General features: G+C 70.6%; 12 protein-coding genes. 4 read left to right on the forward strand and 8 right to left on the reverse strand.

Annotated elements, in window-relative coordinates:
• Positions 1-190: 190 nt before the first annotated feature.
• A complete protein-coding gene (locus AC3ERS_RS01825; protein WP_431962747.1) occupies positions 191-1141 on the reverse strand; it encodes a D-isomer specific 2-hydroxyacid dehydrogenase family protein in 951 nt (316 codons plus the stop codon).
• Positions 1142-1299: 158 nt separating this feature from the next.
• Entirely contained in the window at positions 1300-2259 is a 960-nt protein-coding gene (ligD, locus tag AC3ERS_RS01830) for a non-homologous end-joining DNA ligase (RefSeq protein WP_431962749.1), read from the reverse strand.
• Positions 2260-2377: 118 nt separating this feature from the next.
• Between ligD and AC3ERS_RS01835 the strand changes: the two genes are divergently transcribed.
• Entirely contained in the window at positions 2378-2629 is a 252-nt protein-coding gene (locus AC3ERS_RS01835; protein ID WP_431962751.1) for a DUF6364 family protein, read from the forward strand.
• Positions 2626-2934 (forward strand): hypothetical protein, encoded by a 309-nt coding sequence (locus AC3ERS_RS01840; protein WP_431962753.1) that lies wholly within the window; start codon positions 2626-2628, stop codon positions 2932-2934. The genes AC3ERS_RS01835 and AC3ERS_RS01840 overlap by 4 nt, the downstream gene beginning before the upstream one ends.
• 9 nt (positions 2935-2943) lie before the next feature.
• On the opposite strand, the gene AC3ERS_RS01845 is transcribed toward AC3ERS_RS01840, so the two are convergent.
• Complete coding sequence (locus tag AC3ERS_RS01845; protein ID WP_431962755.1) at positions 2944-5076, reverse strand: RecQ family ATP-dependent DNA helicase; 2133 nt, start codon at positions 5074-5076, stop codon at positions 2944-2946.
• Between the two features lie 189 nt (positions 5077-5265).
• On the opposite strand from AC3ERS_RS01845, the gene AC3ERS_RS01850 reads away from it, so the two are divergent.
• Positions 5266-5748 (forward strand): hypothetical protein, encoded by a 483-nt coding sequence (locus tag AC3ERS_RS01850; protein WP_431962757.1) that lies wholly within the window; start codon positions 5266-5268, stop codon positions 5746-5748.
• Positions 5749-5927: 179 nt separating this feature from the next.
• On the opposite strand, the gene AC3ERS_RS01855 is transcribed toward AC3ERS_RS01850, so the two are convergent.
• The 5 genes from AC3ERS_RS01855 to AC3ERS_RS01875 all read right to left on the reverse strand — a co-directional run bounded on the left by AC3ERS_RS01855 (position 5928) and on the right by AC3ERS_RS01875 (position 12393).
• Complete coding sequence (locus AC3ERS_RS01855) at positions 5928-7346, reverse strand: lipase family protein (protein ID WP_431962759.1); 1419 nt, start codon at positions 7344-7346, stop codon at positions 5928-5930.
• A 139-nt stretch (positions 7347-7485) separates the two neighbouring features.
• Positions 7486-8709 carry an RtcB family protein gene (locus AC3ERS_RS01860; RefSeq protein ID WP_431962761.1) on the reverse strand — a complete coding sequence of 408 codons (1224 nt, stop codon included), beginning with the start codon at positions 8707-8709 and terminating at the stop codon, positions 7486-7488.
• A gap of 222 nt (positions 8710-8931) precedes the next feature.
• Positions 8932-10032 (reverse strand): amidohydrolase family protein, encoded by a 1101-nt coding sequence (locus tag AC3ERS_RS01865; protein WP_431962763.1) that lies wholly within the window; start codon positions 10030-10032, stop codon positions 8932-8934.
• The gene (locus AC3ERS_RS01870; RefSeq protein WP_431962765.1) at positions 10032-11393 is read right to left on the reverse strand and encodes a type I glutamate--ammonia ligase; all 1362 of its coding nucleotides are present in this window, start codon (positions 11391-11393) and stop codon (positions 10032-10034) included. The genes AC3ERS_RS01865 and AC3ERS_RS01870 overlap by 1 nt, the downstream gene beginning before the upstream one ends.
• 121 nt (positions 11394-11514) lie before the next feature.
• Entirely contained in the window at positions 11515-12393 is an 879-nt protein-coding gene (locus AC3ERS_RS01875; protein ID WP_431962767.1) for a ribokinase, read from the reverse strand.
• A gap of 117 nt (positions 12394-12510) precedes the next feature.
• On the opposite strand from AC3ERS_RS01875, the gene AC3ERS_RS01880 reads away from it, so the two are divergent.
• Positions 12511-13776 carry a glutamate-5-semialdehyde dehydrogenase gene (locus AC3ERS_RS01880; RefSeq protein WP_431962769.1) on the forward strand — a complete coding sequence of 422 codons (1266 nt, stop codon included), beginning with the start codon at positions 12511-12513 and terminating at the stop codon, positions 13774-13776.
• The last annotated feature ends 52 nt before the right edge of the window (positions 13777-13828 follow it).

The raw sequence follows: 13828 nt of genomic DNA on the forward strand, positions 1-13828 counted from the left end.
GTCAATGGCAGATTAGGGCGCTCTCGTCACGACGCCATCGCGAACGGCGGGGTGGCGATGCTCGTGCGCGCCGAATGCGGCGGTTTCGCCTCGACGGGGTCCTGTGCGCCGGGTGCGGACCCGTGGCCGGGTGTGGTGGAACTCGCCGGTCGGCTCGGTGCGGTCCCTGTCGCCGGGGCCCGTGCGGAGGTCAGTAGCCGCGCGCGGGATCGATCGGCGCGAGCAGTTCGCGCCCCTCGACGAACCGGACGACGTTCGCCTCGACATGGTCGGCGAACGCGGCGAAACGCAGCTGCGGCGGATTCGAATCGTGCGGCGTCACAATGGCATTCGGCAGCACCCAGAGCGGGTGCCCGTCCGGCAGCGGCTCCGGGTCGGTGACGTCGAGCCCGGCGCCGCCGATCGCGCCGACAGCGAGCGCCGCCACCAGCGCGTCCGTGTCGACCAGGCTGCCGCGGGCCACATTGATCACCCACGAGGAGGGCTTGAGCCGGGCCAGCACGTCGGCGCTGATCAGGTGCTGGGTGTCCGCGGTCGCGGGCGCGGCCACCACCACGTGATCGGTGCGCGGCCACACCCTGGACACCTGCTCGGCCGAGATCGTCTCGACCGTCGACGGAATGCCTGGACCGGTGACCGGTCGACCGGACCGGTTCACCGCGATGATGTGCGCGCCGAGCGGGACGAGCATCGGGATCAGCGCGCGGCCGATGCCGCCCGCGCCGACGATGGTGACGGTCTTACCGCGCAGGGTGCCGACGTGCGGGAAGAAGTCCTGCTGGCGCCAGCTGCCCGCGCGCAGCTGTTCGGGCAGGTAGCGCACACCGGCGAGCAGCATCATCAGCGCGTGCTCGGCCACACTGGCGGCGAAAGCGCCTGCGGCGGAGGTGAACCGGACGTTCGGATGCCGGGCGATCAGACCCCCGGTGAACCAGTCCTCGACGCCCGCCGCGGGCAGCTGCACCCACACGACGGAGTCGGGCAGCCGCTCCGGGAACTCCCCGGGCCCGCCCGCCCAGATCAACGCCCGCGCCTCGGCGAGGTCGCTCAGCGTCGCGCCGCCCTCGGTGACGGCCTTCTCCAGCAGCGTCGGCGCGGGTTGGGTGGGACCGATCGCGATCGGGACCGGCGTCTCGTTCACGACCGCGCCTCGCCGACGCTCGGCTCCGTCGCGCGCGAGGACACGCTGAGCCACTGGACCACTCGATGACGCTCGATCACGATCGCGGACCTCCTTCGCCGGCACCGACGGTCCGTGCTCGGACCGACTGCTCGCCACCGCGACGGTAGCACCACGCGTTAAGAATCCTCCTCCGGCGGATCCACCTCGAGGCGCTCCCGGTCTGCCCACTCCAGCAGCTCGTCGATGGCGAAGACTGCGTCATCGATTCCGGCGTGCAGGTCGCCGAGCTCGGCGTAACGGGACGGCACCGTCTTTATCGTGAAGTCGCGCGGATCGATATCGGGGATCTCGTCCCAGCGGACCGGAGTGGAGACGGTCGCCTCCGGTACGCCGCGCACCGAGTAGGCCGCGGCAATGGTGTGGTCGCGGGCGTTCTGGTTGTAGTCGACGAACAGCAGCTTCGGATCGCGGTCGCGTCGCCACCAGGTGGTCGTGACGTCGTCGGGGGCGCGGCGCTCCACCTCGTGCGCGAATGCCAGCGCGGCCCTGCGCACGTCGGCGAAACCCCACTCCGGTGCGATCCGCACGTACACGTGCAGTCCGTTGCCGCCCGAGGTCTTCGGCCAGCCGACGGCGCCGAGTTCGTCGAGCACCTCGTGCACCACGCCCGCGACGCGCTGCACCCGCGACCACGGGCAGTCCGGCATCGGGTCCAGGTCGATGCGCCACTCGTCGGGGCGTTCGGTGTCGGCGCGGCGGGAGTTCCACGGATGGAACTCGACCGTCGACATCTGGACGGCCCAGATCACGTCGGCCAGTTCCCGCACGCACAGCTCGTCGGCGTGACGGCCGTAGCGCGGGAAGAAGACGCGCACCGTCGGAATCCACTCCGGAGCACCCTGCGGCAGGCGCTTCTGGTGCACCTTGTCGCCGGCCAGGCCCTTGGGGAAGCGGTGCAGCATGCACGGACGGTCGCGCAGAGCGTTGACGATGCCGTCGCCGACGCTCAGGTAGTACTGCACGAGGTCGAGCTTGGTCGCGCCGGACTCGGGGAAGTACACCCGATCCGGGTTCGAGATGCGCACGGTGCGGTCACCGACGTCCAGCTCGACGGCCGATGCGGACTTGCTCGCCACGGTCCGAGCTTAACGGGCCAGGGCGCACGACGTCCGTCGAAAACGCGGGCCTCGCGGCGTCCGATCGGGCACGCCGCACTGGTTCCGCGCGGTGCACCGTTCTGGTATGCATGAAGGTATGAGTAAGGCGACGCGCATCACGGTGACGCTGGATCCGCAGGTCGCCGAATGGGCCAAGCAGGCCGCCGAACGCCAGAACCGCAGCCTTTCGTCGCTGATCAACGCGTCGCTGCGCTCCGCGCTCGTGCACGACAGTCTCACCAGCCTCGCCGTCGACGACGCCGCCGACCTGGCCGCCGCCCACGACGAACTCGACCTCACCGAGTCCGCCGCCGCCGACGCCCGCCGCCGGTCCCGCGGTGCCGCATGAGGCGCGGCGAGATCTGGAGCTACGCACCGACTCTCAGCGACGGCACCCCCTTCCCCCGGCGCAGCACGGTGGTGCTCGTCTCCGACCCGGCCGTCATCACCTCGCCGTACCGCTGGCTGCACGTCGTCCCGGTGGTGGTGAGCGATCCCGGCCATGTGCTCGGCGTATACACCGAACACGGCTGGGTGGACGCGCTGGAACTGCACCGGGCCTACCGGCCGTGGCTCACCGAGAAGCTGGGGAAGTTGACCGCCGCGGAGAGCGAGTCACTGGACGCGAGTCTGCGGGCGACGCTGAGTTTGTAGACGACGCGGTCAGGTGACCGAGGCCAGCGCGAAGGGGAGGACAGCGGGTGCGCCCGCGCGGCGGAGGGCGTGGGCGGCGACCGTGAGGGTCCAGCCGGTGTCGGTGCGGGCGTCGACCAGGAGAATCGGGCCGTCGACGCCGGAGAGGTCGGGAACGTCCCACGAGTCGTAGAGGCCCGCGACGCGGTGCGCGGAGTTGGCCGCGGAGACCGGTGGCTGCCCGGGCCGGGTCGCGAGGGTGCCGAGATCGCGGAGCCTGCCGACCTCGGCGAGGCGGGCGGCGAGAGTGGCGGTCAGCACGGCGTGGCGATCGGACGCCAGGGCCATGACCGAGGTGGGGCGGGTGGACCAATCCCACTCGCGCAAGACCGCGATGCAGGCGTCGAAGACGGCGTCGGGGACGGGATCGTCGGGAGCGTCCAGCAGGGCGCGCAGGCGTTGACCCCAGCCGAGATCGGTGAGCCTGCCGAGCACTCGGCCGGTCTCCGCGCCGTCACCGATCTTGCCCGACAACGGGATACCGAGCTTGGCCATGCCGGTCGGCCACTGTTTGCGCGGCGCGAGGTCCAGGCCGGGGCGGTCCAAGCGGGCGCGGGTGGCCGCGACGGCATCGGCGTCGACCGTGGCGTCGGGGCGCGACCCGGTGCAGTTGTCGCAGCGAGCGCAGCCAGGCGTTTGTGCGTCCAGTGCGGGCAGGCCAGGGTCGTCGAGCTGGCGGCGCAGGAAGTTCATCCGGCAGCCGGTGGTCGACTGGTAGTCCAGCATCGCTTGCTGTTCGACGTCGCGGGCCGCGGCCAGACGTTCGTAGCGCTCGGTGTCGTAGGCCCACGGCTCGCCGGTGCTGATCCAGCCGCCGCGCACCCGGCGCACCGCGCCGTCCACGTCCAGCACCTTGAGCACCATCTCCAGCCGGGAACGGTTCAAGTCCACCAGCGGCTCCAGCGCCGCGGTGGACAGCGGACGGTCCAGGTCGAGGGCGTCCAGCACGGTGCGCACGATGTGCTCGCGCGGGAAGGCCACCGAGGCGAAGTAGCTCCAGATCCGGGTGTCCTCCGGGCCGGGCAGCAGCACCACCTCGGCGCGCTCGGTGCCGCGACCCGCGCGGCCCACCTGCTGGTAGTAGGCGATGGGTGAGGAGGGCGCGCCGACGTGCACGACGAAACCGAGATCGGGTTTGTCGAAGCCCATGCCGAGCGCGGAGGTCGCGATGAGCGCCTTGACCTCGTTGCGCAGCAGCGCCGATTCCAGCGCCTCGCGTTCGGCCGGGTCGGTCTGCCCGGTGTAGGCCGCGACGGTGTGGCCGTGCGAGTTCAGCACGTCGGCCAGGTCGTGGGCGGCCGCGACGGTCAGCGTGTAGACGATGCCGGAGCCGGGCAGCCGGTGCAGGTGGCCGCTCAGCCAGGCCGTGCGCTCGACCGCGTCCTCCAGGCGCACCACCGACATGTGCAGCGACTCCCGGTCGAGCGTGCCGCGCAGCACCAGGGTGTCGGTGCCGATCTGGGTCGCGACATCGGTGACCACGCGGTCGTTGGCGGTCGCGGTGGTGGCCAGCACCGGCACGTCCGAGCCGAGATCGGCGATCAGGGTGCGGATGCGACGGTAGTCGGGCCGGAAATCGTGGCCCCAGTCGGACACGCAGTGCGCTTCGTCGATGACCACGAGGCCCGCGTCGGCGGCCAGCTTCGGCAGGACCTGATCGCGGAAGTCCGGATTGTTCAGCCGCTCCGGGCTGACCAGCAGGACGTCGATCTCGCCACCGGCGACCCGATCGTGGATCTCGTCCCACTCGGTGACATTGCCCGAGTTGATGGTCGCCGCGATCACTCCGGCGCGCTCGGCCGCCGCCACCTGATTGCGCATGAGCGCGAGCAGCGGCGACACGATCACCGTCGGGCCCCGGCCTTCGGCGCGCAGCAGCTTCGCCGCGATGAAATAGACGGCCGACTTGCCCCACCCAGTGCGCTGCACGACCAGGGCGCGCTGCCGCCGCACCACCAGCGCCTCGATCGCGGTCCACTGATCCTCCCGTAGCCGCGCGCCCGCCCCCGCCAGCTCGCGCAGCAGCCCTTCGGCCCGCTCCCGCAGGTCGGAAGCGGTGCCGTCGATCGCGAAACTCTCCTCGGCCGTGGTCACGCGCTCCATGGTGCCCCATCCCACCGACACCTTCCGCCGCCCGCCCCCGCGTCGACGCGCCCGAGCAGATTCCCGCGAAGTCCCGATCCGCCACCGAACCGGCGGCTTCGCGAGATCATCGTGGTACCCCGTGGTCGCGCGAGAGCACCGCCGCGGGGCGACGATGAACAGCGATGGCGGGATCGCAGGAGGCGAACGATGTCGTACCAGTACCAGCCGCCCCCGAACTGGACCCCGCCCGGCGCGCAGTTTCGCACCAGTGGCAACGCAGGACGCACGCTCGTCGCGGTGCTGACGGGATTGGTGGTGACGCCGATCGGGATCGCGTTGGCCGCGCACGGCGCCGCCGATACCAGACAGTGGGTGATTCTCGGCGACACCGCCGACCGCCTCGGCTCGACCTTCCAAATCATCGGCGGCGCAGCGCTTCTGCTCTTGGTCGCCGCCCTGGCGGCCTACTCGCCCGTGGGGACGGTCCTGGCCGGTCTGGTATGGGGTGTGTTCCCCGGCATCGTCTACTTCCTGTTCCCGGACGACACTTTCCGTCTCATCGACGGCCTGCCGCTGCTGTCCGCGGAGACGCGCCTGGCGGTGCACGCCTGGGTGATCAACGGCAGCATCTTCCTAGCCGGTGTGCTGCTCGTCGGTGCGGGTATCGCGGGCACGTTGCGCCGCCGCTGAATTGGCGCGCGTCGGCCTCGGGGCGACTGTGGGTGCTCAGCTGCGTTGTCGCTGTCCTGAGCGCGATATCAGTGTGCTTGTCATACCGAAATGCCAGGCGTGCAACAGGATCCGCACGAATTCTGCCCGAAGCGATGAGCCAAATCGACCGCAGTCGGGCCGGATGCCTTTGTAGCGGTCTACCGATGTCCGAGGATCGCGGCCAGTAGCCCGCCGGTGTAATCAGGTCCGAGGGTGCTCAGCGCGGCAGGCGTGGTCGGGGTCGACACCGTCTGGATATCGCAACCGGTCGGCGGGAAGCCCGCATCGGCGGCTCGGTCCTTCAGCCAAGCGAAAGCGGCGGGCGCGCCGAGACCCCATTCGAAGGTGTGCGCGGAGATCACGGAGGCGATGACATCGCGCCGGTAGGTCACGGAAGTGCCTGCGGCGCAATATCCGTCGACGAACTGATCGGCGGACGCGATGGTGCTCAATTCGTCGTCGACGGCGTTGTAGACATACAGCGGCGCGGTGGGGGCGGTATCGCCCAGAGCTCGTTCCGCGAGCACGCGCTGGGTGAGTGGCGCGCTCATGACCTGCTGCAACGGCTCGGTCAAGAGGCTGTCGAAGTCACGGAACGCGAAGCTGACCAGGTTCTGCGGTGTGCAGCTCGCCGCCGCTCCCGCGAGCAGCTGCTGGCCTTCCTCGGTGACGATGCGATCGAGGAGCTCCGCGAATTCGGGAGAGTCCTGCCGCAATGCGGCCACGCCGACCGCGACCAAACCGGCTACCGGAGAACCGTTTCCATTCATGATCGCGGCGGCGAAATCCGGAACCGGCGCACCGATGGCCATCCCCGCGACGTTCAGTTCCGGTGCGTACGTCGGCTGCACCTGCGCGGCCCACGTCGTGGCGATTCCGCCGCCGGAGTACCCCCAGAACAGTGCGGGCGTCTCCGCCCCGATCGGACCGAGCGCGGCGAGGTTCTGCGCGGCTCGAACCCCGTCGAGCGCAACGTATCCCGGTTCCCGCGGCGTCAGGAACCGATTCTCGACGCCACCGAGGTCAGGCACCGACACCGCCCACCCCTGGGCCAGGCCCGCAGCGATCATCGCGGTCTCGCTGGCTGTCGTGGACAGCGTGATCGGACCACCGCTACCCCCGAACTCGAACCACGGCGCGCCGGTCCGCAGTACGTGCGAGGGCATGCAATTCGGCGCGATCGCGTCGATCATGCTGTCGTACGACAGGATCGCGGTCGCGGGCCTGCCGTGATCCGCCATCAGGATCGTGGTCACCGCGGTGTACGGATCACCGTTCGAATCCGTTGTCCGATACAGCAACTGCCACGCGCGAATCCGCATGGGAATCAGCTGGAGCGCGGCCGGCGTAATCGGCCGAGACCGCAGGATCGTGCCCGGCTCGGTCGACTCGTAACCGGCCGGAGGCAGATAGAACGCATCGCTGGTGTTCGGAATCGCCACCGCGGGTGAGGCAACCGCGACCAGAACCGCACAGGCCAGGGAGACAGTGAGGACGAGCACCCCCACCCGCCTCCGCCACTTCCGCACCGGATCGGCCCGCCTCGCCCCCGGCTGCCCAGTCGACGCTGTCTGCATGTGCAGACTATAGAACGCGTTCTAGTTCCTGTTCGCGTTATCGCGCGACGGACACCTTCGCCGCGCCGATGCCCCAGCTCGGGCTGCACTCGATCCACCCGAGCCCGGCCGGACCGCGAGGGTCCGGCCGGGTCGGAGGTCAGCCCTTCACGCAGAGGACCTGGCGCAGCGTCGCCACCACGTCGACCAGGTCGCGCTGGGCGGCGATGACTTCGTCGATGTCCTTGTAGGCGGCCGGGATCTCGTCCACCACGCCGGCGTCCTTGCGGGACTCGACGCCCTCGGTCTGGGCGATCAGGTCGGCGACGGTGAACTGCCGCTTGGCGGCGTTGCGGCTCATTCGCCGTCCCGCGCCGTGCGCGGCGGACTGGAAGGAGTCGGGATTTCCCTTGCCTCGCACGACATACGAGCGCGTACCCATCGAGCCAGGGATCAGCGCCAGATCACCCTCGCCCGCGCGGACGGCGCCCTTGCGAGTGACGAGCATCGGCATGCCGTCGATGATCTCCTCCGCCACATAGTTGTGGTGGCAGGAGATCGGCGTCTCGAAACGCACGTCGCGACCGGCGAATTCGTCACGCACCGCACGGCAGACCAGCGCCAGCATCACCGCGCGGTTGCGCGCGGCGTACTCCTGTGCCCAGGTCAGGTCGTGCCGGTAGGCGTCCATTTCCGGTGTGCCGGAGAGGAATACGGCCAGATCCCGGTCCGGTAGGTCCACGTTGTGCGGCAGCGAACGGGCGACGGTCATATGCCGTTCGGCGAGTTCCTTGCCGATGTTGCGGCTACCGGAATGCAGCAGGATCCACACCGTGTCGTCCTGGTCCAGGCAGACTTCGATGAAGTGATTGCCGCCGCCCAAGGTGCCCATCTGCTTGTGCGCCTTGGACTCTCGCGCGCCGACACCCTTGTCGAGCGTGGTGAACGAACCCCAGAACCGGTCCCAGCCCGACCGCAACGTGGCGGTGCCCACGCCGAATGCCGAGGCCTCGGCGCCGACCTTGCCGATGTTGACCGGGTCGTCGTGCGCGTGGAAGCCCACCGGCACGGCGGCCTCGATCCGCGACCGCAGCGAATGCAGGTTGTCGGGCAGGTCGGCGGCCGTCAGATTCGTCCGGACGCTCTCCATACCGCACCCGATGTCCACGCCGACGGCCGCGGGCGCCACCGCGTTCTTCATCGCGATGACCGACCCGACCGTCGCCCCTTTGCCCAGGTGCACGTCCGGCATCACGCGCAGCCCGTGCACCCACTGGAGTTGCGCGATGTTTCGCAGCTGCCGCAGCGCGGCAGGCTCGATATCGTGCTCGTTGGCCCACATCAGCGTCTGCGCCCTGGTGCCGCGCAGCTCGACGGGAAACATCGGTCTACCTTCTTTCTTTCTCTTCGGATAGTTCCACCGTAAAGACTGGTTGACCGCTGCGCACTCGATTAAAACGCGCCGCGACCGGGCTTCGTCGCACCGCACAGCGCCGCGTGGCAGGCCCGTTCCGGCGCCCCCGCCGGGCCCGTCTCGACGCGACTCGCCGTCCCCGATTCGGCGCCCGACGTGCCTCGAGGATTTCCGCGTCGCGGCGATCGCGCTCTACCGCGGTGTGGGCTTCCGCGAGGTGCCGGAGAACGGGTAGTCCCTCGCGGCATTGCCGTGGGCGAGGGTGGAGACGAGGTTGTCGGCGTCGGCGGGGGTGATGACGTCGTCGGCCAGCCATTCGTCGAGCAGCTTGCCGAGGGCGTCGCGCCACAGCACGGCTCCGAGGTAGTGCAGTTCGGGGAGGCCGTAGCCGTCGGAGGAGTAGAGCACCGAGCGGAACGGCGCGAGCTCGAGCGCTTCGGCCAGCAGCGTGCGTGCGCCGCGGCCGACGTGCGGAATGGCGAGCCCGAGATCCATCCGGACGTGCTCGAAGACGTGCGTGAGGTAGGCGGCGTTGCGGTGGAACGGCCAGCAGTGCAACAGCACGACCGTGAGTCCCGTGGGCGCGGTCGCGCGCAGGAAGTCGGTGAGCAGCAGCGGGTCGGCGTGCTGGAGGCGCAGGTCGGGGTCGCCGAAGCCGGTGTGGATCTGTAGCGGCAGGCCGAGTTCCGCGCCGATCCGCGCGCCGAGTCCGACGAGCCAGCCGAGTGTGGCCGGATCGCTGAGCCGGTGTTCGGGCGCGAGCGTCGGCGGCGGCGTGGTGGTCAGCGGGAAGTCCAAGCCGGTCCGGTACGCCGCGACCGTCTTGAGCCCGGCCGCGCCCGCGGCCCGTTCGCGCACCGCGGCCTCGATGCGGTCGAAGGCCTTCGCGGTGCCGCCCACCTCGGCGACGACCTGTTCGGCGACCTGTTCGAGCCGCACGATCTCACCGATCTCCCCACCGGCCAGTTCGCCGAACTCGGCCAGGTCGGTGAGCCCGTCGGGCAGGCCGGTGTCGACGAGCCAGCGCGCCGTGCCCGCCGCGCCGAGCAGCCGCGCGGTCACCTCGCGCCAGCCGAGATCGGCGCGGCGCGCCAGGTAGGCGTCCGCCCCGGTGTGCGGCGGCAGGTCGAGTACGGGGGCGCACCAGCGCCGGACGGCGAGCCCGAGGGCCGAGTCGAACGAACCGCGCGGTCCCTCGCCGAGCAGTGCCTCGAAGCCGGGACGGTCCAGATCGGCCGCCCTGACGCCGTGGCAGTGGTGATCGGTGAGAGTGACGGCGTCGGTGAGCGTCATCAGAACCGCCAGAGCGTGAACGCGACGAGCTCTTCGGGTCTGGCGCCGCGGTAGCGCTCGGCCTCGGCCCGCCGCACGGTGAGCAGCGAGTCGTGTAGTTCGGGCCCCATGGCCTCGGCCAGCACTGTGGACGCGGCCAGGTGCGCGGCCGCCTCCGCTGGATCGGCAGGCAGTCTGCGGACTTGAAAGCGGCGTGCGAAAGTCGCTGGGTCACCGGTGATTTCGTTGGGCAGGATCAGGCCCTCCGCAATGCCCGCGAGTCCGGCGGCGATCACCGCACCGACGATGAGATACGGATTGCCCGTCCCGTCGAAGCATTTGACCTCCGCATTGGCGGCCCAGCGCTCGGTGCCTTGCACACCCGTGACGAAACGAAGTGCCGCCTCACGTGTTTCGCGTCCCCAGCACTGCCAGATCCCCGCCCACCGGGAGGGTTGCAGCCGCAGGAAGCTGGCCGGATTCCCGGCGCCGATCGCGACCAGTGCGGGCAGTTCCCGCAGCACGCCTGCGAGGAACGCCGCGCCCGCCTCCTTCATGCCGTAGGGACCGGGCCCTTCGGCGAACAGCGAACCGTTTTCGTCGTGCGCCGAAAGATGCAGGTGCGCACCGGAACCCGCGCCGCCGGGAGCGAGGCAGGGTGCGAACGTCGCGCGCCAGCCGTACTTCCCGCTGAGCTGCCGGATGGTGTGCCGCAGCAGCACCGCCGCGTCGGCCGCGGCGACCGGATCGCTGGGCGCGATGGAGATCTCCAGCTGCGACACGGCGTATTCCGGGTGAAACTGCTCGACCCTGAGGCCCTGCCGAATCAGCAGGCTCACCAATTCGCGCGCGTACTCGGCTACTTGCCCGAGCCGGATGATGCCGTAGCCCGGGCCGTGGATGGCGGGGGTGAAACCGATCGGATCCTCGGCTCGGCCCAGCGCCCACTCGGTCTCGAAGGCCATCGACAGCCGCACTCCCGCCCGCCGCGCCGCTTCCACCTGCCGCGTCGCGAAACCGCGCTGGCAGGCCGCGAACCGTGTGCCGTCCTGGGTGTACTTGTCGGCGGGCGCCCAGGCCCAGCCGGGCTGACCGGCGAGTTCGGTGAGCGCGGCGAGATCGGGCACGAGCCGCAGGTCCCCGTCGGGTCCGCCGAGATAGCGGCCCACCGTCATCAGATCGTCGAATCCGAAGGTCTCGAAACACGGCGAGACGCCGACGCCGAAGCGTGCCGCATGCGCCAGACGCGCGGCGGGGACCGTCTTCACCCGCGTGATGCCCGCGTTGTCCACGAAGGACAGCGCGATCATCTCGGCGTCGATGTGATCGATCGGCGCCGCCGCGTCCCCGTCGGCCGGAATGCGCTCGGGCATGGTGGGCATGAATCCCAACGATAGGCGCTGCGCGGCGCGGTCGCGGGACAACGCGGGGTGGACGCGCCGGGCCCCGATCGAGCTGCCCGTAGTGGTCCGCTGGGCGGCCCGGAGCGGCGGGAAGGTCCGGCTAGTTCGCGTGCTCGCGCAGTAGGGCCTCGATCCGCTCGCGGTCCGGGATCGCACTGCTGGCGCCGAGCCTGGTGGTGGCGAGAGCGCCTGCGGCGCACGCCCATTCGAGTGCGGCGCGCGGTCCGCGATGCCACGCCGCGGCCAGCGCGCCGGTGAAGGCGTCGCCCGCGCCGGTGGTGTCGACGACGTCCACCAGGACGCCGGGAACCGACAGTTCCGCACCGTCCGGACCGCGATAGGTCGCACCGGCTGCTCCCCGGGTGACCACCAGGTGCCGGACCGCGTGCAGCGCCGCGCCCAGCTGGGCCGCCTCGCCCGAATTCACCACGGCCACATCGACTTCCTCCCACAGCTCGGACGGAAGACGTTGCGCGGGAGATGGATTGAGCATCACGACGGTACCCTTCGCGCGCGCGTGCCGCGCCGCGGCGGCGACGGTCGGCACTGGAATCTCCAACTGGCACAGCAGGACATCGGACGCGCCGATCAGCGCGAGGTCGTCGGCCGTCAGCTCGGTCAGCGCCGCGTTCGCCCCGCTCACCACGACGATGCTGTTCTCGCCTGTGCTGTCCACCACGATGGCGGCGATCCCGCTCGGGCCAGGCACCGTGCGCAGCCGGTCGGCGCCGACGCCCGACTCGGTGAGCACCCGGCGCAGGTCACCCGCGAAAACGTCCGATCCGACCGCGCCGAGGAACGCTACGGTGCCGCCCGCTCGTCGCGCCGCGATAGCCTGATTCGAGCCCTTGCCGCCGGGGACCATGGTGAACCCGCTGCCGAGCACCGTCTCCCCGGGCGCGGGCCGTCGCCGGGTGGTGGTGACCAGATCCATGTTGATGCTGCCGAGCACGGCGATGACGGGGGCGTCAGCGGTCATACCGCCGGACGGTAGTCCCCGGTCGCTCCGCACGCACGCATCCGAACGCCCCGGCCGCGCGCCGGGCTGCTCGTGCACGTGGAAAGCACCGCCGACCCGGTGCGTAGGCTGTTAGCCATGACGGTAGGAACGACGACCGAGCTGGATGTCCGCGAGGCGGTACACGACGCCGCGCGAAAGGCCCGCGTCGCGTCCAGGGCGCTGGCCCAGCTGACCACCGCGCAGAAGAACGAGGCGCTGCACGCCGCGGCGGACGCGCTGCTCGGCGCGGCCGACACCGTGCTTGCGGCCAACGACAAGGACATCGCGACGGCCGAGGCCGCGGGCACCGAGGCCTCGCTGCTCGATCGGCTGCGGCTCACCAAGGCGCGCATCGACGGCATCGCCTCCGGACTGCGCCAAGTCGCCGGTCTGCCGGACCCGGTCGGTGACGTGGTGCGTGGCTCGACGCTGCCCAACGGACTCGAGGTTCGTCAGGTGCGGGTACCGCTCGGTGTGGTCGGCATGGTCTACGAGGCGCGGCCGAACGTCACGGTCGACGCCTTCGGTCTCGCGCTGAAGTCGGGCAACGCCGCACTGCTTCGCGGCTCCTCCTCGGCCGCCGAGTCCAATGCCGCCTTGGTCGACGTCCTGCGCAAAGCCCTGACGGCGCAGGGCATCCCGGCCGACGCCGTGCAGCTGCTGCCCAGCCACGACCGCTCCAGCGTGACCCACCTGATCCAAGCGCGCGGCCTGGTCGACGTGGTGATCCCGCGCGGCGGCGCCGGGCTGATCAACGCGGTGGTGCGCGACGCCACCGTGCCGACCATCGAGACCGGCACCGGCAACTGCCACGTCTACGTGCACGCGGCCGCCGACCTGGAGATGGCCGAGCAGATCCTGATCAACGCCAAGACCCGCCGTCCGAGCGTCTGCAACGCGGCCGAGACGGTCCTCATCGACAAGGCCATCGCCGGCACCGCGCTGCCCAAGCTCACCGCGGCCTTGGAGCGGCACGGCGTCACCATCCACGGCGACCTGCCCGGTCAGGTGCCCGCCACCGACGCCGACTGGGGCGAGGAGTACCTCACCCTGGACATCGCGCTCAAGATCGTCGACGATCTGGACGCGGCCGTGGAGCACATCAACACCTGGGGCACCGGCCACACCGAGGCCATCGTCACCGCCGAGCTGGCGGCGGCGCGGGAGTTCACCGGCCGGGTCGATGCCGCGGCCGTCATGGTCAACGCGTCCACCGCGTTCACCGACGGCGAGCAGTTCGGTTTCGGCGCCGAGATCGGCATCTCGACCCAGAAGCTGCACGCGCGCGGCCCGATGGCGCTGCCGGAGCTCACGTCCACCAAGTGGATCGTCTGGGGCGACGGGCAGACCCGCCCGGCGTAGTCCGCCGCCGCGCGGGCGTTTTCGGAGGCGACAGCCTCCCGCTTTACGAAGG

Source organism: Nocardia sp. bgisy134, assembly GCF_057708325.1.

Bases quoted from the DNA above. Each gene is read 5' to 3' on its own strand.
- AC3ERS_RS01875 (WP_431962767.1), bottom strand. From the start codon at position 12,393: ATGACCGCTGACGCCCCCGTCATCGCCGTGCTCGGCAGCATCAACATG.
- AC3ERS_RS01835 (WP_431962751.1), top strand. From the start codon at position 2,378: ATGAGTAAGGCGACGCGCATCACGGTGACGCTGGATCCGCAGGTCGCC.
- AC3ERS_RS01850 (WP_431962757.1), top strand. From the start codon at position 5,266: ATGTCGTACCAGTACCAGCCGCCCCCGAACTGGACCCCGCCCGGCGCG.
- AC3ERS_RS01880 (WP_431962769.1), top strand. From the start codon at position 12,511: ATGACGGTAGGAACGACGACCGAGCTGGATGTCCGCGAGGCGGTACAC.
- AC3ERS_RS01860 (WP_431962761.1), bottom strand. From the start codon at position 8,709: ATGTTTCCCGTCGAGCTGCGCGGCACCAGGGCGCAGACGCTGATGTGG.
- AC3ERS_RS01845 (WP_431962755.1), bottom strand. From the start codon at position 5,076: ATGGAGCGCGTGACCACGGCCGAGGAGAGTTTCGCGATCGACGGCACC.
- AC3ERS_RS01855 (WP_431962759.1), bottom strand. From the start codon at position 7,346: ATGCAGACAGCGTCGACTGGGCAGCCGGGGGCGAGGCGGGCCGATCCG.
- AC3ERS_RS01870 (WP_431962765.1), bottom strand. From the start codon at position 11,393: ATGCCCACCATGCCCGAGCGCATTCCGGCCGACGGGGACGCGGCGGCG.
- AC3ERS_RS01865 (WP_431962763.1), bottom strand. From the start codon at position 10,032: ATGACGCTCACCGACGCCGTCACTCTCACCGATCACCACTGCCACGGC.
- AC3ERS_RS01840 (WP_431962753.1), top strand. From the start codon at position 2,626: ATGAGGCGCGGCGAGATCTGGAGCTACGCACCGACTCTCAGCGACGGC.